The organism is Lentzea sp. NPDC036955, assembly GCF_055608005.1.
Window position 1 is genome coordinate 57,109 of record NZ_JBVJRC010000015.1, and the last position, 26,240, is coordinate 83,348.

A 26,240-nucleotide genomic window follows, 5' to 3' on the forward strand; every position below is an offset into this window, starting at 1 on the left:
CACCCCCATGAGGGTCGTCATGTTCGGGTTCCAGACCTGGGGTCATCGCACCCTGCAGGCACTTTTGGCATCTGAGCACGAGGTCGTCCTGGTGGTGACCCACCCGAGGGGTGAGGGCGTGTACGAGAAGGTCTGGAGCGACTCGGTCGAGGACCTGGCCCGCGAGAACGGCGTCGACGTCCTGATCCGCGAACGGCCGGAGGACCAGGAGCTGCTCGACGCGCTCAAGGCCGCCGACCCGGACGTGATCGTCGCGTGCAACTGGCGGACGTGGATCCCGCCGCAGGTCTTCGCCCTGCCCAAGCGCGGCACGCTGAACGTGCACGACTCGCTGCTGCCGAAGTACGCGGGCTTCTCCCCGTTGATCTGGGCGCTGATCAACGACGAGAAGGAGGTCGGCGTGACCGCGCACATGATGGACGACACCCTCGACGCCGGCGACATCGTGCTGCAGCGCTCGGTCCCCGTCGGCCCGCGCGACACCGCCGCCGACCTGTTCGCCAAGACGCTGGAGCTGTTCGGCCCGATCACCGTCGACGGCCTCGCCGAGATCGCCTCCGGGCGCACGGACTTCACCAAGCAGGACCGGTCGCAGGCCTCCTTCTTCCACAAGCGCGCGGAGGAGGACCTGCGCATCGACTTCACCTGGAGCGCGGAGGAGCTGGACCGGCTGGTGCGGGCGCAGTGCGCGCCGTACCCGAGCGCGTTCTGCTTCCACCGCGGTGAGCGCCTGGAGATCATCGAGGCCGACGTCTCCGCCGAGGTCTACGGCGGCACCCCCGGCCGCATCTTCTACCGCGAGGGCGACGGCGTGGCGGTCGTCGCCGGCGCAGAGGCCCGTCGCGGTCGCAGCAAGGCGTTGCTGGTCAAGAAGGTTCGCACCGCGGACGGCACCGAGCTCAAGGCGCAGGAGTACTTCCGCACCATGGGCGGCTACCTGACCTCGCGTCCGCAGTAACACCGCTCGTCCGGCATGCGGAATCACGGGCCGGGTGACCTGCCCGTGACCCGCATGGTCGATCATTGCCGCATGAATCGCGCTGCGGTGACGTCACTTGTCGTCTTCGTGCTGCTGGTGGCAGTGGGCTGGTACCTGACGGAGCTCCAGTCGAAGGACGACGGGCCCACGACGACCAGCACGCCGGCACCGCGGCCGGGCAGCTCGACCGACCTCAACGCGCTGCAGATCGCGCCAGAGGGCAAGATGACCGGCTACAGCCGCGACCGGTTCCCGCACTGGGCGTCGCAGGGGGACTCCTGCGACACCAGGGAGATCGTGCTGCAGCGCCAGGGCGCCGACGTCACGACGGACAAGGACTGCAAGGCCGTCTCCGGCACCTGGACCAGCCCGTACGACAACGTGGTGGTCAAGGACGCGGCCGAGATCGACATCGATCACACCGTGCCGCTGGCCGAGGCCTGGCGCTCCGGCGCCGACAAGTGGACCGACGAGCAGCGCAAGGCGTTCGCCAACGACCTCGGCGGCATCCAGCTGGTCGCCGTGACCGCGAAGACCAACCGCGGCAAGGGCGACCAGGACCCGGCGAAGTGGAAGCCGCCGGTGGAGTCCTACTGGTGCACCTACGCCCAGCACTGGATCTCGGTGAAGATCAGCTACAAGCTGACCGTCGACCAGGCCGAGCACGACGCGCTGGCCGCGCTGCTCAAGGCCTGCTGACCGCCTCGGCGGCACGTCGCCGGTGGGCGACGACATCCGCGCGGTGACCCGGCCCGGCCGCGGCGGGCCCGGCTGGCTTGTCGACCGCGGCGTCCAGGGATGGTGGCCCGGATGCCGCGGCGGCTCAGGCGAGAGCGGATGGGCTTGCTGGAGCAGCCCTTGTCCGCTCGGGCAGGGCACGCCACGACACCCCGGTCTTGGCTTGAACAACACCCGTTGCCCGCACGCCGGTCATCCACCCGCGGACGACCACTCGCACCTGAGACCGGCTGCAACGACATCCGCGCGGTGACCCGGCCCGGCCGTGGACGGGCCGAGTCGCGCCGGAGCTAGCCGACCTGGACCGACTCGAACAGGCCGGACAGCTTCCAGTGCGTCACGTAACCCATCGCCTCGGCCGCGATCAGCACGTCGAGCTTGCCCAGGTTCGTGCGCTTGGGCATCTGGTAGGCCTTGCCGCGCCGCGCGTCGAGCACCATCGGCGTGGCGCCCGGCAGCGTGCCGGCGGTGGTGTGCTGCAGTATCCGCAGGCCGACGTTCGCCGCCTCCCTGGTCAGCGGCACCTCCTTGGTGTGGACGAGCACCGCGTAGGTGGAGCCGTCCTTGCGCCGCAGACCCAGGTGCGGGCGCACCCGGAGCGTGAGCTCGCCGGCCCGGTAGGTGGTGCCCTCGACCGGCACGCCGGTCGCCTTGAACGCGGCGAGCCAGGGCAGGAAGCCGTCAGCGATCTCCTCGAACGCCCGCGGCTGGCCGGTGCGGTTGGCGGCCATGACGGCCTTCTTCAGCTCCAGCTCGGGTTCGGTGGAGTTGACCGCTCGGCGCATGGCGTCGCGGATCGGGTTGTAGAAGCCGCAGACCCTCGGGTCGTCGGTCAGGTACATCCCCCGTTGTTCCGACACGATGTTGATGCGTCCACGCTGACCGCTCATGACGTACTCGGTGAACGACAGTGCGGTGACGCTGACGTTGTTGTCCGGCAACGTTTTCTCCCCTCGTACCGCCTTCTTCACCTGACGTTAGCGGAGGGGTCTGACAAAAACGGCGCTGCTCCGAACGGGCTAGTGATTACGTAGTGTTGCTTGTTCACTCAATCGTGTGGCACTCAGGGTGGTGCTCTGGACCTCATTCGGTGAACGGACCGTGACGGACCGGCGACCGATCAACCACCTGACCGCTCGTCTGCCGTTCGCCGACGCTCACCCAACGCTCACCGCACGACCAGCGGGAGTAACCCTGCGTAGAAGATCAACTGAAGACAATGGGTTCACCAGGAGATTTCGCAGCGAGGGAGCACGATGGCGGGAAAGGCGGTTCAGGCCGCTGGATGTTCACCCAAAAGGGAGGGTGACCGTCGGCCGATGAGGTGGCCCGTCCGCCTCGGCCAGTGGCCGCACGCCGCGCAGGTGACGGTCATCCTCGTGCTGATCGCGCTGCTGCTGTGGGCCATCGCCCTCACCCTCGGCCCTGACCAGGCGTTCATCGTCGGTTCCGCCGGTGTCGCTGCCAAGCTCATCTGCATGTACCTCGACACCCGCACCGGGGACTAGCGCGCGTAGCGCTCGGCGGCCCGCGCCTTCGCCTTGGCCGCCTCGACCTCGCGGTCCTTCGGCGGCGCCGACGTCACCAGCGCGTCGAGCAGTTCCTGCGTGGCCGCCGCGACGGCCGCCACCGCCCGGTCGAAGGCCTCCTGGTTCGCGGCGGACGGCTTGGCCGCCCCGCTGACCTTGCGCACGTACTGCACCGCGGCGGCCTGCACCTCCGACGAGGTGGCCGGCGGTTCGAAGTTGTGGAGCACCCGGATGTTTCGGCACATGCGCCCACTCTATGACCGCTTCGGCGGCGCGGCGCGGGTGTGGATGCGTTCGCCCTGCTTGCCGAACAGGCTGATGATCTCCGCGGGCCTGCCGTCCGCGCTGCTCATCGCGTGCGGCTGGCGGCAGTCGAACTCGGCCACCTCGCCGGCCCGCAGCACGACCTCCTTCTCGCCCAGGCGCAGCCGGACCCGTCCGCTGAGCACGTAGAACCACTCGTAGCCCTCGTGCACGCGCGGCTCGTGCAGCCGGTCGTCGGTGATGATCATCTTCCACGCCTGCAGCGGGCCGATCGAGCGGGTCAGCGGGACGGCGACGCGGCCGTGGTCGAGCTGGCGCGGCTTCAGCTGCACCCTCGGGTCACCGACCTCCGGCGCTCCGACCAGGTCGTCCAGCGTGACCTGGTAGGTGCGCGACAGCGGCAGCAGCAGCTCCAGCGTCGGCTTGCGCTGGTCGGTCTCCAGGCGCGACAGCGTCGACTTGGAGATGCCCGTCCTCTCGGACAGCTCCGCCAAGGTCAGGTCGTGCTCGGCCCGCAACGCGGCGAGCCGATGTCCCAGTGTTGCCATTTCAGCAACATACGTTGCCGTTTTCGGGCTGTCGACCACATCCTCGGTCCCATGGACTACGAAGTGGTGATCATCGGCGGGGGAGCGGCCGGCCTGAGCGCCGCCCTGATGCTGACCAGGGCGCGCCGCAGCGTCCTGGTGGTCGACAGCGGTGAACCGCGCAACCAGCCCGCCACGCACATGCACAACTACCTCTCCCGAGACGGCTTCTCACCGTTGGAGCTGCTCAAGCACGGCCGTGCCGAGGTCGAGGGCTACGGCGGCGAGATCGTGCGGGACGAGGTGCGGTCCGTGGCGAAACGGGACGACGGGTTCGCCGTCCGGCTGGCTGAGCGCACCGTCGGAGCGCGCGCCGTGCTGTTCGCGACCGGGCTGGTCGACGAGGTGCCGGAAAACCTGCGCGAGCGCTGGGGCCGTGACGTCTTCGGCTGCCCGTACTGCCACGGCTACGAGGTGCGCGACCAGCGGCTTGTCGTGTTCGGCGAGGAGAAGAAGGTGGCGCTCGTGCGGCAGTGGTCCGCCGACGTCACGCACGTCGAGTCGGTCGACGGCGTCGAGGTGGTCGACGACCGGCTGGTCGCGGTGATCTCGAACGGCGAACGCCACCCGGCCGACGCGCTCGTGTACTCCGCGCCGGTCAAGCCGCGCGACGAGCACCTGCTCGCCCTGGGGGCCGAGACCGAGGACACCATCGCCGGTCCGTTCGTGCGCACCGACCGGTTCGGCCGCACCAGCGTCCCCGGTGTCTACGCGGCGGGCAACGTCGCCGACCCCACCGCCATCGTGGTCGTCGCCGCCGCGCAGGGCGCCCAGGCCGCCGGGATGATCAACATGGACCTGCTCACACCGGCAGGCTGATCCGGAACGTCGACCCCTCGCCAGGGGCGCTCGTCACCGCCACCGTGCCGCCGTGCGCCTCCACCAGGTGCCGGGTGATCGCGAGCCCGAGCCCGCTGCCGCCCGTGCTGCGGCTGCGCGACTTGTCCGCGCGCCAGAACCGGTCGAACACGTGCGGCAGGTCCTCCGCCGCGATCCCGGTGCCGGTGTCGGTGACCTCGACGACCGCGTTGCCGTTGTCCTCGAACAACTTCACGACGACCTCGCCGCCGGCGGGCGTGTAGCGCACGGCGTTCGCGACGAGGTTGCCCAGCGCCTGCCGCAGCCGCACCGGGTCTGCGGTGGCGTGCACCGGCGTGGTCTCCGCGCGCAGCAGGACCGACCGGTTCTGCTGCGCGTTCACGACCTGGTCCACGACGTCGTCGAGCGCGATCGGCTCGGGGTGCAGCCGCAGCGTGCCCGCGTCGGCCTGCGCCAGGTCGTGCAGGTCGTCCACGAGCCGTTGCAGCAGCAGCGACTCCTCCAGCAGCATGCCGACCAGGTGCGGGTCCGGCTCGGCCAGCCCGTCCTGGGTGGCCTCCAGCCAGCCGGTGATGGTGCCCAGCGGCGTGCGCAGCTCATGCGCGACGTCGCTGACCAGCGCCTGCCGCTGCCGTTCGGTCTCGGCCAGCTTCTCCGACATCGCGTTGAACGACCGCGCCAGCTCGCCGATCTCGCCGCTGCCGCCGTCGACCCGCGCCGTCCGATCCCCTTCGGCGGTGCGCTTCGTGGCCGCGGTGAGCGCCCGGATCGGCCGCACCAGCTGCGCCGCGGTGAGCCACGACGCGAACCCGGCGAGCGCGAGGATTCCCAGCGCCACCAGCGTGATCCGGGTCGTGCCGGTGGTGGACAGGTCGATCGTCATCGGCTCGTCGCCGGTCACCGGCGTGAGGAACAGCTGCGCCTGCTCGGCGACGTGCGGCCGCAGCTGCTCGCGCCGCGCGCGGTCCATGCACGCCACGTCCTCGGGCGGCGAGTCGCGGACGGTCGTGATCTCCCAGTCCAGCGCCGCGGGACCCGGCGACTTGGCCATGACCCGCCCGCCGGGGAACTCCTCCTCCAGGCACTCGGCGAACAACCGCTGCAACTCCCCGTACGCCGCCTTCTCCGTCACCGTGAGGGTGTAGAGCCGTTCCCCGGCCTCGCAGTCGTCCCAGATCGAGAGCCGGCCGGGTTCGTCGCCCGCCAGCCGCGGCCGGCCGTTGGGCGCGTCCACGGTCCTGATGGAGGAGTTGCACTGGCCCAGCCGGTCGGCGTGGGCGTGCAGCGTCCGGTACTCCTCGTCGGTGAGCTTGAACGGTCCCACCGCCCGCGGGTCGATGCGCCCGTTGACGTTCAACGGGTCGATGATCGCCTTCGGGGTGATGGGCAGCTTTGGCGAGCTCTCGTTCCCGGTGTCCACCAACTTCTTGCCGCTGTTGTCGGTCAGGGCGATGCGCCGGTCGTGCTCGCGTGCGATGCGGTCCACTTCGGACTTCGCCGCGCTCCAGTCGCGGTGCGCCGCCGCGTACGCCACCAGCTCGTCGATGATCCGCGCGTCGGTCTCGAAGGCCTCGCCCTGCTCCTGCCGGATCGTGCCGGTCGTCGCCTGGCTCGCGAGCCAGGCCGTGACGGCGATCGAGCAAGCCGCGATCACCAGGGAGAACAGGAAGAACCGGACCAGGAGGCTGTTCATGCGAGCTTGTAGCCGATGCCGTAGACGGTGAGGAGCCGTTCGGGTCGCCGCGGGTCCTTCTCGATCTTGCGGCGCAGCTTCATCATGTGCACGTCCACGGTTCGCGCGGTGATGAACCCGTCCTCCAGCAGCTGTTCGCGCGTGAACACCCGCTGCGGCTGCGCGGCCATCTTCGCCAGCAACCGGAACTCCGCCGGGGTCAGCGCCACCGGGTCGTCGCCGAGGTGCACCTCGTGCCGGACCGGGTCGACCACCAGGTCACCCACCCTGAGCACCGCCGCGTTCGTCTCACGCGCCCGGCCGGCACGCCGCAGGATCGTGCGGACCCGCGCCACCATCTGCCGCGGCCGGAACGGCTTGGTGATGTAGTCGTCGGCGCCGAGGTCGAACCCGAGCAGCACGTCGTCCTCGGTGGAGCGGGCGGTCAGCAGCACGATCGGCACGTCGGACTCCGCGCGGACCACGCGCACCACGTCGATGCCGTCCACCAGCGGCATCATCACGTCCAGCACCAGCAGGTCGGGGTTGCGCCGCCGGGTCTCGTCGATCGCCGCCCGCCCGTCGTGCACGACGACCACGGAATGCCCGTCGTGCTCCAGGTAGCGGCGCACCAGCTCGGCCTGGTGGACGTTGTCCTCGGCGACGAGGATGTGGGCGCACACGTGGGCAGTATGCAGTCCTTCACGACAGTCAAGCGGGTCGCAAACAGGTTCTTCATCAGTTACGGCGAGCGTGGTCGCCATGAAGAGGCTGTACGTGTCGCTGGGGGCGTGCGCGGTGGCGGCGGTGCTGCTCACGACGACCCAGCCGGTCGCGGAGACGTCCCCGGCCGCGGCGCCGACGACCACCACCTCGACAACCGCCACCTCGACGACGTCGTCCGCGGCACCTGCGGCGCCGCCGGTGGCGCGCGTCTACGCGTCCAGCTCCGACCTGCCCGACGGCCCTGACTTCCCGGTCGCGGGCGCCGGCACGTTCCACGTCGTCCCCGCCGAGGGCCACGTCGTCGGCACCGGCGGCCCGGTGCACACCTACGCCGTCGAGGTCGAAGACGGCATCCCGGTGGATGAACAGGCCTTCGCCGCGTTCGTCGACGCCACCCTGGCCGACCCGCGCGGCTGGACCGCGACCGGCGCCCGCCGGGTGCAGCGCGTCTCCGGGGCCGCCTTCGTGCGCATTCGCCTGACCTCGCAGCAGACGGCCCGCGCGGTGTGCGGGTTCGAGATCCCGGTCGACGTGTCGTGCCGCGACGGCGGTCTCGTCCACCTCAGCGCCGCCCGCTGGACCCGCGGTGCCGTCGCCTACCTCGGCGACCTCACCGGGTACCGGCGCTACGTGGTCAACCACGAGGTGGGCCACGCGTTCGGCCAGCCCCACCGGCCCTGCGCGGCCGAGGGCGGACCGGCGCCGGTGATGATGCAGCAGACCTTCAGCGTCTCCAACGACGAGATCGTGCGCATCACCGGTGGCGTGCCGCAGGGCGCGGTCATCCCGCGGGACGGCAAGACCTGCGCGCCGAACCCGTGGCCGCATCCGTGACCTTGGTCGCCACGACGGCCGAGCTAGTGGACCACCAGTTCGCGCGCGTGTTCCCGGTCGCCTGACAGCACACGCGCCCCCGCGCGGTACTCGCTCGGGCTGACTCTGTGCACGCGCTTGAACGCGGCGCTGAACCCGAACGCGTCCGCGTACCCGACCCGCTTGGCCACCGCGGCGACCGTGGCCGTCGAGTCCGTCAGCAGGTCGGCCGCCAGCGCCATCCGCCACTCGGTCAGGTACGTCAGCGGCGGCGTGCCGACCAGCTTCGCGAACCGGCCGGCCAGCGTCGTGCGCGACACCTTCGCCTCCCTGGCCAGCAGTGCGAGCGTCCACGGCCGTGCCGGGTCCGCGTGCATCGCCCGCAACGCCGGACCGGCCACGTCGTCGGCCAGCGCGCCGAACCAGCCGGTGCGGTGCTCGCTGTCGAACCAGGTCCGCAGGCCGCACACCATGATCCAGTCCAGCAACCGGTCCGCCACCACGCCCGACTCCTCGTCGAGCGTGCCGTAGAACTCCGCGCACCCCTCCGTGCCGCGGGACACCAGCACCTCGGGCAGCACCGCGGCGAGCCTGCTCGCGACGGCACCGGTGAGGTCGTAGGTCCCGGTCACCACCTCGGCCCGCCCGGTCAGCGTGAACGGTCCGCGCGCGACCAGGACGTCGCCCGCCCGCGCGGTCTCGCCCGCGACCTCCACCCAGCCGGACACCAGCGCGTACACGGCGAGGCGGTCGCACTCGACGGTGCCGATGACCTCCGACCGGCGCAGGTCACCGCCGTCCGCGCGCACCCCGCGCAGCAACTCCTCGAACGGGTCCATGACACCCACGATAGTGGCTCGAACGATCGAACATCATCGATGAACTCTCGGACATGGGCCGATCGCGCCGGTCCCGGTTGGCTGGACGCCATGACACAGGAGATCTTGGTTCTGGGCGCCACCGGCAAGACCGGCCGCCGCGTGGCCGACGCCCTCCGCGGCGCCGGCGCGACCGTCCGCCCCGCGTCCCGTTCCAGCGCGGTCCGCTTCGACTGGACCGACCGCTCCACCTGGCGGCCCACCCTCACCGGTGTGACCGGCGCGTACCTGATCGCACCGCACGACCCGGCCGACGCGGCACCGTTCGTCGAACTGGCCGAAGAGCAGGGCGTCCGCCGCCTGGTGCTGCTCTCCGGTCGCGGCCTCGACCGGACCCCGCGCCACGTGTTCGCGGGCATGCACGCGGCCGAGGACGCCGTGCGCGCCTCCGGGCTGGACTGGACCGTGCTGCGCGCCAACAACTTCACCCAGAACTTCTCCGAGGAGATCTGGGAACCGGAGGTCCGCGCCGGCCGGTTGTCGCTGCCGGTGGACGACACCCCGGAACCGTTCGTGGACGTGCGGGACATCGCCGACGTGGCGGTCAAGGCGTTCACCGAGGACCACGCCGGGCAGACCTACGACCTGAGCGGGCCCGCCGGGGTGACGTTCGCCGACGCGGTCGCCAAGATCGGCGCGCGGACCGGGCGCACCATCGAGCTCGTCCGGCTGACACCGGAGGAGTACCGGGACGCGTTGCTCTCGTACGGCGTCTCCGAGGAGGAAGCCGCGGAGCTGAACGGCATGTTCGAGGGGATGCGCAAGGGCCTGCTCGCGACCCCGGCCGACGACATCGCACGGCTGCTCGGCCGCCCGGCCACCGACTTCGACACCTACGTGGCCGACACCTGGGGCTGACGCGGCAGCAGCAGGTGCACCGCGAACCCCGCGGCCGCCGTCAGCAGGGCCTGGTAGACGACCGAGAGCCGGTACTGCCCCGCGACCAGGAACGCGGCCTCCAGCCCGGTCGTCCACCAGCCGGCGAGCGCACCGAGCCCCAGCACGTGCCACCCGAAGAACCCCGCGCACCAGCCGACCACCGCCCAGGCCGCCCGCCCTCCCCGGTGCACGAGCAACCCGGTCGACACCGCCGCCACCGCGTTGAACGCGAGCGCGATGCCCGTCAGCGTCGTGTCAGCGCTCCACACCAGACTGGCCAGGGTCTGCACGACGAGCACCGCGACCACCACACCGATGCCCACCCGCGTCTTGTCCACGCGTCACGGTAACGCGCGGAATCGCGAGGCAACCGGTTGACTGTCACCGGCGTCGTCATGATCGGAACCAACTGGGGAGTTGATCTCGTGAAACCACTGTTGATGGCGGCGGCGCTGCTGGTCGGTCTGGCACCGGCGGCGACCGCCCAGGCCGGGTCCGGGGCCCAGACCCCGGCGCTGTCCTGGCAGGACTGCCAGGACGGGTTCCAGTGCGCCACCGCCGAGGTACCGCTCGACCACGACCAGCCGCGTGGCACGAAGATCGACCTCGCGCTGATCCGCCTGCCCGCGACCGACCCGGGCAAGCGGATCGGCTCGCTGTTCGTGAACTTCGGCGGCCCCGGCTCGTCCGGCGTCGATCGGCTGCGCGCCCGCGCCAGGTGGGAGTGGCTGTTCTCGTCCGAGCTGCGCTCCCGCTTCGACGTCGTGTCGTGGGACCCGCGCGGCATCGGCAGGAGCGCGACCGTGCGCTGCTTCGACTCCGTCGAGGACCAGCAGGCGTTCCTGAACTCCATCCCGCTCTACCCGGTCACGGCCGCGGACGAGCCCGCGTTCCACGCCAAACACCAGGAGTTCGCCCAGCGCTGCGAGGACAGGTCGGGCGACCTGCTCGACCACGTCTCGTCGGCGAACACCGCCCGCGACCTCGACCTGCTGCGCAAGGCCGTCGGTGACAAGAAGCTGACCTACCACGGCATCTCCTACGGCACGCACCTCGGCGCGATCTACGCGAACCTGTTCCCGGACAAGGTGCGCGCGCTCGTGTTCGACGGCTCACTCGACTTCATCGGCAACGCCACCGGCCACGGCAACCAGGGCAGGACCGTGCCGCTGGACACCCGCCAAGACGTGCCGCGCGGCACCGCCGAGACGTTCGACCAGTTCCTGACCCAGTGCGCGGCAGCAGCCACGAAGTGCGCTTTCGCCGGCGGTGACCTGAAGAAGAAGTGGGCGGACCTCGTCACCAAGGTGACCGCGACACCGATCACCACACCCGACGGCACGTTCGACCGCGCCGCGCTGATCGGCACGGTGTGGGACGCGATGTCCCAGCCCGACACCTGGCAGTCCACCGCCCAGATCCTGCAGACCGTGTGGGAGACGCAACCCGCGCTCACCCGCACCGCCGCCGCGGCACCGGACTACATCTCCAACCGCACCGAAGCGTTCAACGCGGTCCAGTGCTCCGACAGCAACTTCCCGCGCGACACCGCCGCGTACACCAGGTACGGCAAGAGCGAGGACGAGCGCGTCCCGTACTGGGGCCGCCCGATCGTGTACGACATGATGCCGTGCGCGTTCTGGCAGGGCCGTGACACCGACCGCTACACCGGCCCGTGGAACCGCTGGACCTCCGCGCCGATCCTGTTCGTCAACAGCAGGTTCGACCCGGCCACCCCGCTGCACGGCGCACAGGACGGCGCCGCCGAGATGGCCCGCACCGGCTTCCTGACCGTCGAGGGCTCCGGCCACACCTCGATGTACGTCCGCAGCACGTGCGCGGAGAAGGCCAAGCGCGAGTACCTGTTCACCGGCGTCCTGCCGACCCAGCGCACCTGCGCCGTCGACCAGGCCCCGTTCGCCTAGCACCCGCTCGGCACCGTCCGGTGTGGACGGTGCCGAGCTCACTCCCGGCTCCGCCCCATCCGCACCAGCACGTCGAGCTGCGCCGAGTTGTACAGGTCCACCAACGCCCGCCCCGCAGCCTCACTGGCGTACTTCGCCCCACGCGGCGCGTCGGCGTAGATCCCACCGGGGAACATCACCTTCATCTCCCGCACGATCGGCAACTCCAGCATCGCCTCCGCAAGCCGCTGCCGAGTCCCTTCATCCGCGTCCTCGGCCAGCTCGTCGAACTCGACCTCCACCGGCCACCGCCCGTGCTCCCGCACCGACTCCGCATACCGTGCGAACGTCTCCGGCGCCAACACCTGCGCCAACACCACGGAAAACGCCCGGTCCGCCGCGGACAGGTCCGCCTCCGCCACCACCTTCGCCACTGCCGGCGGCAACTCGGTGGGCGACGCCTGCCGCAGGATCACCCCCAACTCCACCCGCACCCGCTGCAACCGCTCGATCGTGCTGGCCAACTCCGCATCGAGCACCCGCAACGCCTCCTCGGGGTGCTCATCCGCCTCCCCGAGCTCAGCGATCCGCGCCAACGACAACCCAAGCCCGGTCAACCGCTTGACGCGCAACACCCGCACCAGGTGCGCCACCCCGTAACTCTTGTACCCGTTGGCCCTGCGCTCCGGCTCCGCCAGCAACCCCACCTCGTGGTAGTGCCGGATGGTGCGCAACGTCGTGCCGGCCAGCTCCGCCAACTGCCGGGTGCTCCACCCCACGCCCTGCCCCTTCTCGACGGCTTCAAGCCTTTCTACGCCCGTCGATCGGGTAGCGCCGGATTCGACCGAGCGCCGCTACCCGATCGGTCTCCTCTTCGTGTTTCGTGGTTGCGACGCACGCCCGGCTCGCGAATCCCTGTGCCAGGTCGTCGCGCCCCGTGAACAGGTCGACCACCTTGAGTGATGATGCCTCAGCGCCGGATCCGGACCGATCAGACATCGAACTCCGTCTCCGCGCTGCGGGTCGAACCGGCTCGACCTACTGATCGAACCTGTGTTCACATGTTAGCCGGCCGCTGCCGCTGGTTCTGACCCGTCCGCTGGCGTGGCATCCGATCCCGACGGCGTGCGCGTGTACTCCATCCGAGGTGGATCGGTTTGGATGGAGGCGATTCGAGTAACGAATGCGTCGTCTTGTGCGATCGTTAGGGTTACTTGGTAGATGTGCGGCCTGAGCGAATTCGCTGAAAAGTGCCGTCGAAAACGCGAGCTGCCCGCACTGGTGGAGGATCCGTGGTGTCCAGGTTCGAGCAGGTGTACGAAGTCTTCTTGGATCTGCTCGAGTCCGGTACGCCGGACGAGGCGATCAAGAAGATGACGATCCTCGGCGCTGACCAGGAGCTGTTGCAGCAGGTCAGTGAGTACCACGAACAGGAGACCATCAAGATCAAGGAGCGCGAGGAGCCGAAGTCGGTCGTCCTCGGCAACCGCTTCACCTGGTACACCGGCCCTCGCCCCAAGGACAAGTGCTGGCCCGCCATCACCGGTCTGCTCAGCAAAGACGGCTGGTCCGACGAGTCCATCGAGAATCTCGACGCCGCGTCGACCAAGGTCGTTTCGATGCTCAGGCACCCGAAGGAAAAAGCGTTCTCCACCCGCGGTCTGGTGGTCGGGTACGTGCAGTCCGGCAAAACCACGAACTTCACGGCGGTCATGGCCAAAGCGGCTGATCGCGGGTACAAGCTGTTCATCGTGCTGGCCGGTATCCACAACGGTCTGCGCAGGCAGACCCAACTGCGGCTGGAACAGCAGCTGGTCGACCCCAACCGGTCCGGCTGGATGCCGCTCACCGATCCGGACAAGGACTTCAACCCTCCCGCAAATGCCGCCGGGTACTTCGCCACGGGGAACAAGCAGCACGTCCTCTGCGTCATCAAGAAGAACCGGACGGTACTGGAGAAGTTCAACGAATGGCTCGGTTCGGCGGCGGAGCACCTGCGCGACTGCCCCGCTCTGATCATCGATGACGAGGCCGATCAGGCGACGGTCGCAACCGGGACGATCAACCCTTTGATCTGCCAGATCCTCGAGCGGCTGCCCAAGTCGGCGTACGTCGGCTACACGGCGACGCCGTTCGCGAACCTGCTGATCGACCCCTCGATGCCGAAAGACCTGTATCCGAGGGACTTCATCGTGAACCTCCCGCAGCCGAAGGGCCACTTCGGCACGGAGGTGCTGTTCGGACGGGACGCCCTGGACGGTGAGGACCCGGAGGACGTCTTCGACGGCCACGACATGATCCGCGAAGTGCCTGCCGCGGAGATCGAGAACGTTCGGCCTGTTTCCAAGAACGACGTCGACGGCTTCATGCCCAAGATCGCTGGAAGCCTTCGCGACGCGGTCCTCTACTTCTGGCTGACCACCGCTGCGCGACGGGTGCGCGGCACCGGTAAGGCCCACTGCACGATGCTGATCCACACCAGCGTCAACACCTCGGTGCACAACAGCTTCGGCCCGCCGCTGAGGGCGATGAGGGACAAGTGTCTTCGCGCGGTCGAAGCGGGTGACCAAGCGCTGCTCGACGAGTTCCAGAGCATCTGGGAGAAGGAGACGAGCAGGGTCAACGCCGAGCTCTTCGGCGAGCGCACCGTCGAGTTCAACGAGCTCCGGTCGCGGTTGGCCGAGTCCATCAGGTCCTGCAAGATCGTGATGGACAACTCCAGCAGCAAGGATCGGCTCGACTACGAAGGCGGCGCGGTGACCGCCATCGCCGTCGGTGGGAACACCCTGTCCCGTGGCCTGACGCTCGAAGGCCTCGCGGTGAGCTACTTCGTGCGCGCTGTGTCGGCCTACGACACCCTGCTGCAGATGGGGCGCTGGTTCGGTTACCGCGACGGGTACGCGGACCTGCCGCGGATCTGGATGACCGATGAGCTCCGTGACTGGTTCCGCCACCTGGCGACGGTGGAGAACGAGATGCGGCGTGACATCGACGTCTACATGGTCGAGGACAAGACGCCGATGCAGTTCGCGGTACGTCTCAGGACCCATCCGAAGCTGAGGGTCACGGCCGCGGCCAAGATGAAGGACGCTGTGTCAGCGGCCTGTGCGTACGGCGGGCACCGAATTCAGACCCGATACTTCAAGACCGACCCGGAATGGTTGCGCAACAACCAACTGGCGGCGAAGAAGCTGGTCGCGGACGCCATCGCGGACGGCGCCGTCAACGACTCGAAGGGCCTGCTGCCCGGCCGGGTCCTGTTCCGCGACGTCTCCTACGAGCGGATCTTGAACTTCCTCGACACCTACGAGTTCCACGAGAAGTCCCAGGAGTGCGACGCCGGACTCATCGCGTCGTACATCAACAAGCGTGTGAAGGCGGCCTCCGCGTTGCGCAGGTGGAACGTGGCGATCGTGGGCAACCCGGCCGGGCGGACCGGCGTCGAAGACTTCGAGTTCGCTCCGGACGTACGCGTCGGCAAGGTGACGCGTGCGCGGTTGGAAGGACCCGTTGTCGACGGTTTCGTCGACATCAAGACCCTGATGAGCCGCAGAGACGCGGCCGTCGACCTGCAGGTGACCGGGCAGAGCGGATTGGAGGAGCGAGACATCAAGAAGCTTCGTCGTGACCAGCTCCCTGCTACGGGGCTCCTCGTGCTCTACCCGATCGACAAGGACTCCACGCCCAGCAAGAAGAGCGAACAGAACCGCGAACCCCTCGGTCTTGAAGAGGACGCCATCGGCGTCGGTCTGGTGTTCCCCGAGCCACAGGGCGAGGACACCACGGTCAGGTGGACGTACGTGAGCGCGGACCTCTCGAAGGTCGTGATCGAAGAAGAGGACATCACGGCACTGGACGAAGTGGACGTGTGATGGCCGCTTCGTTCCGGGAGCTGCTCGACCAGCGCTGGCTCGAACTCGAGCAGCAGGTGGCATCCGCTCCCAACAGGCTTCGCACGACAACGCTCCCGACCACTTCGGTCAACGGCCCACTCGACGTCGCGGTGGACCACGAAGGCCGCCGTCACCTGCTCGTACCGCTGTCTGCGAGTCAGCACGTGCGGACCAGGGGAGATGGTTCCGCGTTGCGACTGCGCGAACGTCCTCTGGAAGATCAGGACTCCTATGTCCGCTATGCGGACCTGGCTTGTGCGCGTACCGACCTCAACGACGTGTTCACCGGCCTGTGCGCAGACGTGCTCCAAGCGGTCGAAGCGACACCGAAGCGACCGTTGAAGGCTTTGTACACAGTCCTCGACCGGTGGCGAGCCCTGTTCCAGAAGTCATCCGTAGAACTGGGTCCTGAGCAGTTGGCGGGGTTGTTCGGCGAGCTCCTGGTCCTGCGACGCCTTCTGGAGTCGTGGCCGACGGCCACCGACTGGTGGCTCGGGCCTGGAGGCGGCAGGCACGACGTCGTCGTCGGTGCTCATGCGATTGAGGTCAAGTCTTCGTTGGCCCAGGAGGAGAGGAGGTTCCGGGTACACGGCGCGGCGCAGCTCGAAGCGCCGGTGGGCGGGGACCTCCACCTGGTGTGGTTCCGGCTCTCCCGAGCGCAGGACCAGGGGGTGGGGTTGTTGGAGCTGCTGGAACAGACACGGCGACTCGCCGACGACGAGAGCGGGTTCTTCAACAAGCTCGCCCTGGTCGGTTACCGACCTGTGGACGCAGATCTCTACCGCGACGTTCGGTACGTCACCCAGGAGGAGCGGTGGTACGAGGTCACCGAATCCTTCCCCAGAATCCGTCCTGACCTCGTTCCGGACTCCATCAGGGACGTCCACTACACAGTCGACCTGGACACCATCGCGACGCAGCCGATGGACAAGTCGCAGGTCGACGATCGCCTTGCCGAGATCCTTCGGGAGAACCGATGAACAACCCCGTGTGGTACTCCCAGCCCTTCCCGCCAGAGGGAGCGAGCGCGGCCGAGGGGATCCGCAACCAGCTCGGTCGGCCGGAGCTCGACCTGTTGACCGTGCTGGTGCGTGAGTCGGCCCAGAACAGCTGGGACGCTCGACTTCCCGGCAACACCGTCGACTACCGGATCGACTTCCAGACCGTCGGCGCCGCCTACGCCCCGGTCTGGCGTGAAGAGCTCCTGCGTGAAGCGCCTCAGACCGAACACCTCCCGCTCAGAGCCGCGTTGTCCGCGGGGACCATCGACATCCTGACCATTTCGGACCGGGGCACGAGTGGTTTGGGAGGGCCGACGCGTGCGGACAACGCCGTCACGCAGAACCACGACTTCGTCTCGTTCGTGCGCAACATCGGGGAACCCCGGGACACCGCGCTGGGCGGTGGTACCTACGGCTTCGGCAAAGGCATCTTCTACCTCATCGCGAAGTCCGGCTCGGTTCTGGTGCACACCCGCTGCCGGGTGAAGGGTGGTTTCGAGACCCGCCTCATCGGATGTGCCATGTGGCAGAGCTTCGTCAAGGGAGCCGGCGCCCACGCGACGCGCTACACCGGTCGTCACTGGTGGGGCGACAACGCTGGAGAGGTCGTGGAACCGCTGGTCGGATCGGCCGCGGAAGCGATGGCGCACAGGCTCGGTTTGCGTGCGTTCGGGCCGGACGAGACCGGGACGAGCATCGTGGTGATCGATCCTGATCTCGGCGACCTGGCTTCGCCGGACGCCGCGAACTACCTGGCCGACACGATCCTGTGGAATCTCTGGCCGAAGATGCTGCCTGCGGCCGATGGTCGGCAGCCGATGACGTTCTCCGTCTGGCATCAAGGTTCTGAAGTGGCCGTACCGGATCCCAGGGACACATATCCCATCCGACTGTTCGTCGAGGCTCACGACAACATGCGCTCAACGGACAAAGGCCATGTGCTCGAGTCGTACAATCCGAGACGCGTACTCGGTCGCCTGGGGCTGGAGAAGCAGCTCGCGTTGCCATTCGAGCCGACCGCGGCCGCCAGCGTCATGGGAGTCGAGAAGACCGTTCACCACGTTTGTCTGATGCGCACGGCTGAACTCGTCGTGACGTACTACAAAGGCCCCAAGCCGCCTGCCGAGTACCTGTCCTACGCCGGCGTGTTCCGTGCGGACGAGAACATGGACGCGACGTTCGCCGCTTCCGAACCACCCACTCATGACGCTTGGACCTGGCAGTTCTTGGAAGGTCACGAGAAGACCTTCGTACGCGTCACCTACACGCGTCTGAAGGAGAAGCTGGAAGCGTTCGTCGAGATCAACGACAAGGTCAGGTCGTCCGGGGTCGAGGTGCCCTTGGGGGCTGCGAGCAGGGCGTTCTCCAGCCTCGTCACCGGCTCGTGGGGAGTCGGGGGCGGCGTCCAGTTCGGCAAGCCCAGGAAGCCTCCGACAACTCCGGTGGACGACAGCTGGGACGTGCACGACCACGATGATGAGTACGGTCACGCGAGGCCCAGCGATCACCAGGACAGCGCGAACGCCCACCCTGCACAACAGCATTCGGATACCACAGGTGAGGCGTCCGACTGGGAGAGCAGCCGGCAGCCGGCTACCTCGGTCGACCCGCATGAGCCGTACAGCGGTGCACGGACAACGCAGGACGAACGGTCTGCCTGGTCGTTCGCAGGCACACTTCCCGCAGCGCCACCGGCACCTCGCCCGAAGGTGCAGTACGTCGACGAGCCTTACTACGACACCCAAGACGGGCAGGTCGTCCTCGTACAGGAGTTCCGCCTTCCTGTTCCTGGCTCACAGCAGGTCTCTCCTCAGCTGTCGATCCTGCTGCCGGGCAACGGTGTGCGGGAGACGGACCCACCCGTCAACGCGGCTCGGCCGCAGTTCTTCGGCTGGCAGAGCGAGGAAGGGGCGCTCAACCGCTCCAGCACCCTCGTGGTGTCAGGAGGCCCAGGTACTTGGCGGCTGCTGGTCGTCCCTGCTCCTGACACGGTGACGGAGATCAGCGTTGCGGTCAGGCGAGCGGAGGTCGCGAGGTGAGTCGTAGGGCACTTCCTTATCGCACGCCGGGCGAGGAGGCGGTCAAAGCGCAGCAGTGGACCCTTGTCATCGACGGTCACGCGTTCGAGCTGCCCGACGCCCTGCCGGACTGGGACTACCAGATGAACCTCTTCCTGAGGAACGAGGTCCACGTCGACCTCGACTCCGTCCACGCGGCCACCGGGCTCACACCTGATGCGAAGTTGTCGCTCGTGGTCGTCTGGACCGCGACTGGGTCGGGTCTGCGCGGTACCGCCAAGCGAGTCCCCTTGTCCGGTGTCGGCGCCCAGACGGTGGAGCTCGACATCGAACTGCCCGGTACGCAACTGGGCGGCTTGCTGACGCTCGACACCCAGTTGGTCCTCGCGGGGCATCGGACGAGCAACGCCGTTGCCGCTCCTCGTCGCGGGGGCTCGGTTCTGTGGACGCACAGGCGGTCGCTTCGGCTGCAGGGCGACGCTCCGCAGTTCCCCATCGCGGTGGTCGACTTCTCAGCCACTCACCTGCCCGCCGAGTCTGCCTGGCACGTGCAGCTGAGCGGGGACCTCAACACGGCCACGATGGGAGCCCTGCTGCTGCTCATCAACGAAAAGAAGAAGCCAGTCGTGACCGCCTTCCAGAACGCGGCGTCTCCACGAGCCATCGACAAGGTGTACCTGTCGGCCGCGTACGCCGACATCGCCAGGACGATGGTCGAGCACGCGCTGGCAGATCCTGACTTCGGCCTGGAGAACGACTACGCGGAAGACAGCCTGGGCGCCACTCTGCAGAGTCTGCTGAACAACCTCTTCCCGAATGTCTCCGTTCAACACCTGCGCCAACGCCGAGACCAGTCGCCGAACCTGTTCGCCACCGAGGTCCAGGCCGCAGCGAGCATCTTCGAGGACGTCTGATGAGCCGCCTTTATCCACGTCTGCTGCCCTGGCAGGCCAAAAACCTGTACGCGGAGTACCGCGGTCTGACGCCGGCGGAGCTCACGACACGCAGCGACACCATGCACACCTCTGCTGTGTTCGTGGCGACTGGAGGTGATCGGGTCACCGCCGCCGACTTGGCGCGGCTCCGCACGAAGGTGGTCGCGCTGGCGACGGATGCAGGTTTTCCGAGCGAAACGAGCAGGTCAGCGAGTGCCGACTTCGACCTGGCGCTGGCAGCGTTGCTGCACACCGAGATGGGAATGGTGCCGGCGGAAGCCGCGTCCGGGGACGTCTGGGCCTTCCTCGCCCTGGTCCTGCTGCCGGACGTCGCCTACTGGCGGTATGGCCCTTCCCCGACCGGTGACCGGGTGTTGGCCTCGGACATCACTCGTCATGTGTTCGGCCGCCTGTGGTGGCGTGCGCAACTCGTTCACGACCCGAGCGATTCCAACCCCTACTCCGCGCTGGCGGTCCTGGGCGAGGCCGCCTTCGACCAGATCTATACGCGTCGCAAGGCGTTGGGTGGGAGTCCGTACCTGGTCAAGGCCATCCTCCGGGTGTGGGGTGACCTGGACCGAGCCGGCTTGAACGAACGAGAGCTGCTCCGGGACTTCCTGAAGAGACTCCTCCGCCTCGCCTCGTTCGTCAGCTTCGAGGCCATGGAGAGCGACGACTTGGACGCCGAGTTGGTCCGCGCCGCTCATGACAGCGTTCTCGCGCTGCGCGAGAAGCCAGGCGACGTCGTGGCTACCGCCAGCCGTTGACGTCGGTGGGGTCGACCTCTATTGAGGCCGACCCCACCGACGAACTGTCACAACCAGCGCCCCTGGCAGGATTCGAACCTGCGACCTCGGGATTAGAAGTCCCTCGCTCTCTCCACTGAGCTACAGAGGCTGGAGGGGTGCGGGAGCGGCCACGATGCGTGGTCGCCCGCTGCCCCCACCGGACACATCGTCCGGAGTCGATCGTCCGTTTCCGCCCTACGGCCAAACGGGTGGCGGAAACGGGGTAAACGTGACGCGGATCACGTTCCGGGGGCCGTTGAGGCTCTCTCCACGAGGGAAACGTCGAGTCTCGTCGGCCGGGGCGGTCTGCTGCCGGCCAGTAGTTCCAGGGCAAGTTCGCCGGCTCGGCGGCCCTTGTCGGCCAGGGGTTGACGCACCGTGGTCAGCGGTGGGTCGCTGTAGGCCGCCTCGGGGACGTCGTCGAAGCCTGCGATCGACACGTCGGAGGGGACCGAAAGGCCTAGGTCGCGGGCGGCCCGGAGTGCGCCGAACGCCAGTTGGTCCGACGCGCACAGCAAAGCGCTCGGCCGGGGCGTGCGGGTGAGCAGCCACCGCGCGCCGAGACGTCCGAGCTCGCGATCACTGCCGCGCGCCTCCCACACCGGAACATTGTCCGGTTGCACCCCGGCTTTTGCCAAAGTGTCCAGGTAGCCGGCCAGGCGGTCGCGGCTCACGCGGAACGGCACGGCCGATCGGCGGTCAGCGGAGACCGGGCCGGATGCGCCGTCCGGGTGAAGCGCGAACATCAGCACGCCGAAGCGGGTGTGGCCCAGGGACAGCAGGTGTTCCGCCGCGAGCGAGGTGCCCCGGTGGTCCTGGACCTCGACGCGTGCGGAGTCGGGCAGCTCGGGCTGGTCGATCACCACGAGCGGCAGGCCGCGGGCGGCCACGGCGTCCAGTGCCGGCGCGGAGTCGGGGAGTGAGTAGGCGACCATCACGTCCGCTTGCGCGCGCGTCACGATCGAGGGGCGTGGTCCGCCTGTGGTGTCGCCGGGCATGAGGACGAGGCTGTGGTCGTGGCCGTCCACGGTCTGTGCGAGGCCGTCGAGCACGATGGACAGCGCCGGATCCGTGAACGCCCCGCGGAGGCCCTGCGGCAGCATGAAGCCCACGGCGGCTGACGACCGTGTGGCCAGTGAGCGTGCAACGGGGTCTGGGCCCGCATAGCCCAGAGAGCGCGCCGTCTCGAGGATGCGTTCGCGCAACGACGACGAGAGTTGGTCGGGTCGGTTGTACGCGTTCGACACCGTTGCCCGCGATACCCCGACCGCGGCGGCGACGGTGTCCAGCGTCGGCCTGCGGCGGCGGTCGGAGTCCACGGACAGCATCGTAGGCGAGGAGGCGCGAGAAGGGAGTTGGCGGCTCTGAAGCGCTTCAGTCATGCTGGGGGACATGTCCCCACGGCTCGTCACGTTCGTCGTCTTCCTGCTGAACGGCGCCGTCTTCGGCACCTGGGCCTCTCGCGTGCCCGCGCTCGCCGGCCAGGTCGGTGCCGCCGAGGGTGTTCTCGGGCTCGCGTTGCTCGGTGCGAGTGCCGGGCTGGCGTTCACCGCGCCGGTGGCGGCTCGGATCTGTGCGGTCTACGGGTCGCGAGGGGTGCTGATAGCGAGCACCCTCCTCTGTCCGCTCCTTCTGCCGGTGCTGGCGCTGTCGCAGTCGCCGTTGCAGATGGGGCTGAGCCTGGTCGCGTTGGGCGCGAGCGTCGCCGCGATGGACGTGTCGATGAACATCGCCGCCGTCACGGTCGTCCGCGACCTGCGGCGGCCGTTGATGCCGCAGTTCCACGCCGGCTTCAGCGTCGGCGGCCTCATCGGGTCGTTGGGCAGTGCTGCCGCCGCTCAGGCGCAGTGGACGCCCATGAGGCACTTCCTGGGTGCGGCGCTCATCGGCCTGATCGTCACGGCGATTGTGGCGAAGAGCATTCCTGGAGGAGTGGGGGAGCGGCATAGGCAAGAGGCCACCGAACGTGCCAGCGTCCTCAAGAGCCCTGTGTTGTGGTTGTTGGCGGCCGTGGCGTTGTGCAGTGCCATCGCGGAAGGGGCGACAGCGGACTGGTCGGCGTTGTTCATGGTGCGTGAGCGGGGCATGGGTGACGCGGCGGCGGCGTACGCCTATGCGGGCTTCTCGGTCACGATGGCGCTCGCACGGTGGTTCGGCGAGCCGGTGCAGCGGAAGCTCGGGCCGCACCGCCTGCTGGCCGCGGGTGGCGGGCTGGCCGCGACGGGGCTGGCGCTCACCGTCCTCGTGCCGGTCCCGGCCGCGGGTTACGCCGGGTTCGGGCTGGCCGGGCTGGGGCTCGCGTTCTCGTTCCCGGTGGTCATGGACCTGGCGGGCGAGGCGGGCAAGCGCGCGGACGGCAGTGGCGGGGAACGCGAGCTGGGGCTGGTGACCACGATCGCCTACACCGGGTTCCTCGCCGGGCCGCCGATCGTGGGCGGGCTCGCGCACGTGAGCTCGCTCGTGCTGTCGCTCGGGTTCGTGGCGCTGGTCACCGCGCTCATCATCCCCGCGACCTGGCTCGCGAAATGGGCTACGAGGCAGCCGGCAGGCGTTTGAGGGCGGTCTGGGCGACCGGCTCCAGCAGCTTCGTCGCCTGCGTGCCGGTCGAGGCCTTCTTGCTGATCGCGACCAGCAACGACTCGTTGCGCGACACCGCGATCGTGGCCGTGCACACCATGTTCTCGCCCTCCTGGCCGCAGGACAGCCACGTGGCGTGCTTGAGCGTCTGGACCTCGGAGCCCTTCGTCTGCCGGCTCTTCGACTCGTCGAACGACCGGTACGGCACCGCCACCATCACCTGGGCGTCCTCGTTCAGGACGAACAGGCACGAGTGGGGGATCTTGTCGTTCTGCGGGCTCGGCTTGTACTTGGGCGTGCCGATCAACTTCAGGTCGTCGTCGCCGATGAGCGTGCACGGGTCGACGTTCGCCGTCTTGCGCGGTGTCGCCACGGCGGGGCCGGGCGGCAACGGTGCGGCCACGGGATCGCCCTGGATGCTGTACGAGCAGCCGGCCAGGACGAACGCGACCACCAGCAGGAGGGGAGAACGGCTCACACAGGGCAACACTAGAGGGTGCGTAGGCTCCAGGCCGTGGCTATCGAGCGCTCGACCAGAACAGGTCTGATCCCACTCGTCGTCATCGGCTTCGCGGTGGCGGCGCTCGTCGCCGTCGCGCTGAGCGCGCTCTCGCCCAACCCGCCGGCCGGTCTGCTCGTCGTGCGCGTCCTCACCGAGGTGGGTGCGGTCGTGACCATCGGCTCGTTGCTGCTGGCGGCGTTCCTCGTGCCACCGCAGCAGTCCGGGAACCTCGCGGCCGACGGGTACGCGGCGTTGCGCACGGCCGGATGGGCGTCCCTGGTCTGGTTGGTCGGCGCGGTGCTGTCTGTGCCGTTCACCACTGCCTCGGCCATCGACCGGCCGGTGTCGTCGTTCACGGTCACCCAGATGATCGACACGTCGATGTTGCTGGAGCAGTCGAAGGCGTGGGCGCTGACGGCGATCATCGTGGCGCTGCTCGCGCTCGGCTGCCGGCTGGTGCTGTCGTGGGGCTGGACCGCGGTCCTGCTGTTCGTGGCGATCTTCGCGCTGGTGCCGGTCGCGGTCACCGGCCACTCGTCGTCGGGTGGTTCGCACGACATGGCCACCAACAGCCTGTTGTGGCACCTCGTCGCCGTGGTGCTGTGGGTGGGCGGTTTGATCGCATTGCTCGCACACGGGCGCCGTGGCGGTGCGCACCTGCCGCTGGCCGCGTCCCGCTTCTCGAAGCTGGCGCTGGTCTGCTGGATCGTCCTGGCCGTCTCCGGCGTGGTGAACGCGCTGGTCAGGATCACGCCCGGCGACCTCGTGACCTCCACCTACGGCTGGCTGACGCTCGGCAAGATCGCCTGCCTGGTGGTGCTCGGCGTGTTCGGGTACTTCCAGCGCGAACGCGGCGTGAAGGGCGTGGTCGACGGCCGGCCCTCGGCGCTGCTGAAGCTCGCGGGCGTCGAGGTCCTGCTGATGATGTTCACGATCGGGCTCGCCGTCGCGCTCGCCAGGACACCTCCGCCCACCGGCAGCGTCGCGTTGCCCAGCCGCACCGAGATCGCCATCGGCTACGAGCTCGACGGGCCGCCGACCCTGGCGCGGATCTTGTTCGACTGGCGGTTCGACCTCATCTTCGGCACGGTCGCGGTCATCCTCGCCGTGCTCTACGTGCTGGGTGTGCGCCGGCTCACCAAGCGCGGTGACAAGTGGCCGGTCGGGCGCACCGCCGCGTGGCTGTGCGGGTGCTTCTCGCTGCTGTTCGCGACGTCGTCGGGCATGGGCCGCTATTCGCCCGCGATGTTCAGCGTGCACATGGAAGCGCACATGGTGCTGTCCATGCTCACGCCGATCCTGTTCGTCCTGGGCGGCCCGGTGACGCTCGCGTTGCGCGCCCTGCCGGTGAGCAAGGAGGTGCCGGGGCCGCGGGAGTGGGTCCTGGCGTTCGTGCACTCGCCGGTCGCACGTCTGCTCACGAACCCGTTCGTAGCGCTGGCGTTGTTCGTCGGCTCGTTCTACGCGCTGTACTTCTCGGGGCTGTTCGAGGCCGCGCTGCCGTTCCACTGGGCGCACCTCGCCATGAACGCCCACTTCATCCTCGCCGGCTACGTCTTCTACTGGCCCGTGATCGGCGTGGACCCGTCACCGAACAAGCTGCCGCCGCTGGGACGGCTGGGCCTGTTGTTCGCGTCGATCCCGTTCCACGCGTTCTTCGGCGTCGTGCTGATGAGCTCGCAGAACGTCATCGGCGAGCAGTTCTACCGCGGGCTGGCGCTGCCGTGGGTGCAGGACCTGCTGGAGGACCAGCGGCTCGGCGGCGGCATCGCGTGGGCGGCGGGGGAGCTGCCGTTGCTGGTGGTGATGGTGGCCCTGCTCACGCAGTGGGCCCGGCAGGACGGCCGGGACGCGAAGCGGTTGGACCGCAAGGCCGACGCCGATGGCGACGCCGACCTCGAGGCCTACAACGCGATGCTGCGGAAGATGTCCGGGAAGGACTAGAGCGACAACGGCCTGCGGAAGCCGCGGACCGCGAAGAACGCTCCGATGGCGGCGATCACGCCGCTCGTGACCAGTGCGCCGGCCACGCCCGTGACGGGGTGGGCGAGTGCGAGGCTGCGGGCGGCGTCGACCGCGTAGGTCAGCGGGTTGACCTTGGCGACCGCCTGCAACCAGCCCGGCAGGCCGTTGATCGGCACGAACGCGCTGGACGCGAACATCAGCGGGAACATCGCGAGGAAGCCGACGGTCTGCATCAGCTCGGCCTTGCGCACCCACGCCGCGATCGCGATGAACACCCAGCTCAGCGCCCACCCCACGACCAGCGCGAGTCCCAGCGCCGCGAGCGTGCCGAGCACACCGCCGTCGGGCCGGAACCCGAACACCAGCACGCCGAACGCGATCATCAGCACGAGCTGGAACGCGGTCCGCACGGCGTCGGAGAGGTTGCGTGCCAACAGAACCGTGCTGGGCCTGATGGGCAGCGAACGGAACCGTGCGAGCACACCGTTCGACATGTCCTGCACGAGCCCGATGCCGGACGCGAGAGAGGACTGCATCGCGGTGTTCACGAGGATCGCGGGCAGCAGGAAGTTGATGTAGCTCATGCCCGGCGGGAAGTTCGCCGTCGAGGTGATGCTGCTGAAGATCTGGCTGAACAGCGTCAGCATGATCAACGGCTGCAGGATGCTGAAGAACACCAGCGCGGGCGTGCGCAGCAGTGCGCGCAGCGAACGGCCGGTCAGCACGAGAACCTGTGTCGGGTAGCTGCTGCCGTGCCAGGTCAATGTCGCCAT

At 68.7% G+C, this 26,240-nt stretch carries 25 protein-coding genes and 1 tRNA gene; 14 read left to right on the forward strand and 12 right to left on the reverse strand.

Annotation, left to right across the window (positions count from 1 at the left end):
• Window positions 1-7: 7 nt before the first annotated feature.
• Together ACZ7CF_RS38260 and ACZ7CF_RS38265 are read left to right on the forward strand one after the other, a co-directional pair.
• Entirely contained in the window at window positions 8-958 is a 951-nt protein-coding gene (locus ACZ7CF_RS38260; protein ID WP_360400855.1) for a methionyl-tRNA formyltransferase, read from the forward strand.
• 72 nt (window positions 959-1,030) lie between these two features.
• Window positions 1,031-1,678 carry an HNH endonuclease family protein gene (locus ACZ7CF_RS38265; RefSeq protein ID WP_360400852.1) on the forward strand — a complete coding sequence of 216 codons (648 nt, stop codon included), beginning with the start codon at window positions 1,031-1,033 and terminating at the stop codon, window positions 1,676-1,678.
• A gap of 329 nt (window positions 1,679-2,007) precedes the next feature.
• On the opposite strand, the gene ACZ7CF_RS38270 is transcribed toward ACZ7CF_RS38265, so the two are convergent.
• Window positions 2,008-2,658: a hypothetical protein gene (locus ACZ7CF_RS38270; protein ID WP_360400849.1), complete on the reverse strand. Its 651-nt coding sequence runs from the start codon at window positions 2,656-2,658 to the stop codon at window positions 2,008-2,010.
• A gap of 378 nt (window positions 2,659-3,036) precedes the next feature.
• On the opposite strand from ACZ7CF_RS38270, the gene ACZ7CF_RS38275 reads away from it, so the two are divergent.
• Complete coding sequence (locus ACZ7CF_RS38275) at window positions 3,037-3,225, forward strand: hypothetical protein (protein ID WP_360400846.1); 189 nt, start codon at window positions 3,037-3,039, stop codon at window positions 3,223-3,225.
• Here the strand turns inward: ACZ7CF_RS38275 and ACZ7CF_RS38280 are convergent.
• Together ACZ7CF_RS38280 and ACZ7CF_RS38285 are read right to left on the reverse strand one after the other, a co-directional pair.
• Complete coding sequence (locus ACZ7CF_RS38280; RefSeq protein ID WP_360400843.1) at window positions 3,222-3,491, reverse strand: DUF2277 domain-containing protein; 270 nt, start codon at window positions 3,489-3,491, stop codon at window positions 3,222-3,224. The genes ACZ7CF_RS38275 and ACZ7CF_RS38280 overlap by 4 nt on opposite strands.
• 9 nt (window positions 3,492-3,500) lie before the next feature.
• The gene (locus tag ACZ7CF_RS38285; RefSeq protein ID WP_360400840.1) at window positions 3,501-4,058 is read right to left on the reverse strand and encodes a helix-turn-helix domain-containing protein; all 558 of its coding nucleotides are present in this window, start codon (window positions 4,056-4,058) and stop codon (window positions 3,501-3,503) included.
• A gap of 51 nt (window positions 4,059-4,109) precedes the next feature.
• Between ACZ7CF_RS38285 and ACZ7CF_RS38290 the strand changes: the two genes are divergently transcribed.
• A complete protein-coding gene (locus ACZ7CF_RS38290; protein ID WP_470372121.1) occupies window positions 4,110-4,916 on the forward strand; it encodes an NAD(P)/FAD-dependent oxidoreductase in 807 nt (268 codons plus the stop codon).
• On the opposite strand, the gene ACZ7CF_RS38295 is transcribed toward ACZ7CF_RS38290, so the two are convergent.
• Together ACZ7CF_RS38295 and ACZ7CF_RS38300 are read right to left on the reverse strand one after the other, a co-directional pair.
• Entirely contained in the window at window positions 4,900-6,609 is a 1,710-nt protein-coding gene (locus ACZ7CF_RS38295; protein ID WP_470372122.1) for a sensor histidine kinase, read from the reverse strand. The two genes, ACZ7CF_RS38290 and ACZ7CF_RS38295, sit on opposite strands and share 17 nt — an antisense overlap.
• Entirely contained in the window at window positions 6,606-7,271 is a 666-nt protein-coding gene (locus ACZ7CF_RS38300; protein WP_360400832.1) for a response regulator transcription factor, read from the reverse strand. The genes ACZ7CF_RS38295 and ACZ7CF_RS38300 overlap by 4 nt, the downstream gene beginning before the upstream one ends.
• Before the next feature lie 79 nt (window positions 7,272-7,350).
• On the opposite strand from ACZ7CF_RS38300, the gene ACZ7CF_RS38305 reads away from it, so the two are divergent.
• Window positions 7,351-8,148: a DUF3152 domain-containing protein gene (locus ACZ7CF_RS38305; RefSeq protein ID WP_470372123.1), complete on the forward strand. Its 798-nt coding sequence runs from the start codon at window positions 7,351-7,353 to the stop codon at window positions 8,146-8,148.
• 23 nt (window positions 8,149-8,171) lie between these two features.
• Here the strand turns inward: ACZ7CF_RS38305 and ACZ7CF_RS38310 are convergent, their stop codons facing one another.
• Window positions 8,172-8,966: an AraC family transcriptional regulator gene (locus tag ACZ7CF_RS38310; protein ID WP_470372124.1), complete on the reverse strand. Its 795-nt coding sequence runs from the start codon at window positions 8,964-8,966 to the stop codon at window positions 8,172-8,174.
• A 90-nt stretch (window positions 8,967-9,056) separates the two neighbouring features.
• On the opposite strand from ACZ7CF_RS38310, the gene ACZ7CF_RS38315 reads away from it, so the two are divergent.
• The gene (locus ACZ7CF_RS38315; RefSeq protein WP_470372125.1) at window positions 9,057-9,863 is read left to right on the forward strand and encodes an NAD(P)H-binding protein; all 807 of its coding nucleotides are present in this window, start codon (window positions 9,057-9,059) and stop codon (window positions 9,861-9,863) included.
• On the opposite strand, the gene ACZ7CF_RS38320 is transcribed toward ACZ7CF_RS38315, so the two are convergent.
• Window positions 9,839-10,222 (reverse strand): hypothetical protein, encoded by a 384-nt coding sequence (locus tag ACZ7CF_RS38320; protein ID WP_470372126.1) that lies wholly within the window; start codon window positions 10,220-10,222, stop codon window positions 9,839-9,841. The genes ACZ7CF_RS38315 and ACZ7CF_RS38320 overlap by 25 nt on opposite strands.
• An 87-nt stretch (window positions 10,223-10,309) precedes the next feature.
• Here ACZ7CF_RS38320 and ACZ7CF_RS38325 point away from each other — a divergent pair, with 87 nt between their 5' ends.
• Window positions 10,310-11,809, forward strand: coding sequence for an alpha/beta hydrolase (locus ACZ7CF_RS38325; RefSeq protein ID WP_470372127.1), 1,500 nt, complete (start codon window positions 10,310-10,312; stop codon window positions 11,807-11,809).
• A gap of 38 nt (window positions 11,810-11,847) precedes the next feature.
• Here ACZ7CF_RS38325 and ACZ7CF_RS38330 read toward each other — a convergent pair whose 3' ends face one another.
• Window positions 11,848-12,567, reverse strand: coding sequence for a MerR family transcriptional regulator (locus tag ACZ7CF_RS38330; protein ID WP_470372128.1), 720 nt, complete (start codon window positions 12,565-12,567; stop codon window positions 11,848-11,850).
• Between the two features lie 516 nt (window positions 12,568-13,083).
• Here ACZ7CF_RS38330 and ACZ7CF_RS38335 point away from each other — a divergent pair.
• Genes ACZ7CF_RS38335 through ACZ7CF_RS38355 form a run of 5 tightly spaced genes read left to right on the forward strand, consistent with a single transcriptional unit; the run spans window position 13,084 to window position 20,402 of the window.
• Complete coding sequence (locus tag ACZ7CF_RS38335) at window positions 13,084-15,660, forward strand: Z1 domain-containing protein (RefSeq protein ID WP_470372129.1); 2,577 nt, start codon at window positions 13,084-13,086, stop codon at window positions 15,658-15,660.
• On the forward strand, window positions 15,660-16,661 hold the full coding sequence (locus ACZ7CF_RS38340; protein WP_458433998.1) for a PD-(D/E)XK motif protein: 1,002 nt from the start codon (window positions 15,660-15,662) through the stop codon (window positions 16,659-16,661). The genes ACZ7CF_RS38335 and ACZ7CF_RS38340 overlap by 1 nt, the downstream gene beginning before the upstream one ends.
• A complete protein-coding gene (locus tag ACZ7CF_RS38345; RefSeq protein ID WP_470372130.1) occupies window positions 16,658-18,721 on the forward strand; it encodes a hypothetical protein in 2,064 nt (687 codons plus the stop codon). Before ACZ7CF_RS38340 ends, ACZ7CF_RS38345 begins: the two co-directional genes overlap by 4 nt.
• Window positions 18,718-19,614 carry a hypothetical protein gene (locus tag ACZ7CF_RS38350; RefSeq protein ID WP_470372131.1) on the forward strand — a complete coding sequence of 299 codons (897 nt, stop codon included), beginning with the start codon at window positions 18,718-18,720 and terminating at the stop codon, window positions 19,612-19,614. The genes ACZ7CF_RS38345 and ACZ7CF_RS38350 overlap by 4 nt, the downstream gene beginning before the upstream one ends.
• Entirely contained in the window at window positions 19,614-20,402 is a 789-nt protein-coding gene (locus ACZ7CF_RS38355) for a DUF6339 family protein (protein WP_470372132.1), read from the forward strand. The genes ACZ7CF_RS38350 and ACZ7CF_RS38355 overlap by 1 nt, the downstream gene beginning before the upstream one ends.
• A gap of 57 nt (window positions 20,403-20,459) precedes the next feature.
• On the opposite strand, the gene ACZ7CF_RS38360 is transcribed toward ACZ7CF_RS38355, so the two are convergent.
• Window positions 20,460-20,532 (reverse strand) — tRNA-Arg (locus ACZ7CF_RS38360).
• Window positions 20,533-20,662: 130 nt separating this feature from the next.
• The gene (locus tag ACZ7CF_RS38365; RefSeq protein ID WP_470372133.1) at window positions 20,663-21,742 is read right to left on the reverse strand and encodes a LacI family DNA-binding transcriptional regulator; all 1,080 of its coding nucleotides are present in this window, start codon (window positions 21,740-21,742) and stop codon (window positions 20,663-20,665) included.
• Window positions 21,743-21,815: 73 nt separating this feature from the next.
• Between ACZ7CF_RS38365 and ACZ7CF_RS38370 the strand changes: the two genes are divergently transcribed.
• Entirely contained in the window at window positions 21,816-22,979 is a 1,164-nt protein-coding gene (locus ACZ7CF_RS38370; RefSeq protein ID WP_470372134.1) for an MFS transporter, read from the forward strand.
• Here the strand turns inward: ACZ7CF_RS38370 and ACZ7CF_RS38375 are convergent.
• The gene (locus ACZ7CF_RS38375) at window positions 22,954-23,478 is read right to left on the reverse strand and encodes a hypothetical protein (protein WP_470372135.1); all 525 of its coding nucleotides are present in this window, start codon (window positions 23,476-23,478) and stop codon (window positions 22,954-22,956) included. The two genes, ACZ7CF_RS38370 and ACZ7CF_RS38375, sit on opposite strands and share 26 nt — an antisense overlap.
• Before the next feature lie 36 nt (window positions 23,479-23,514).
• Here ACZ7CF_RS38375 and ACZ7CF_RS38380 point away from each other — a divergent pair, with 36 nt between their 5' ends.
• Window positions 23,515-25,446, forward strand: coding sequence for a bifunctional copper resistance protein CopD/cytochrome c oxidase assembly protein (locus ACZ7CF_RS38380; RefSeq protein ID WP_470372136.1), 1,932 nt, complete (start codon window positions 23,515-23,517; stop codon window positions 25,444-25,446).
• Here the strand turns inward: ACZ7CF_RS38380 and ACZ7CF_RS38385 are convergent.
• Window positions 25,443-26,240 carry an ABC transporter permease gene (locus ACZ7CF_RS38385; RefSeq protein ID WP_458433972.1) on the reverse strand — a complete coding sequence of 266 codons (798 nt, stop codon included), beginning with the start codon at window positions 26,238-26,240 and terminating at the stop codon, window positions 25,443-25,445. The two genes, ACZ7CF_RS38380 and ACZ7CF_RS38385, sit on opposite strands and share 4 nt — an antisense overlap.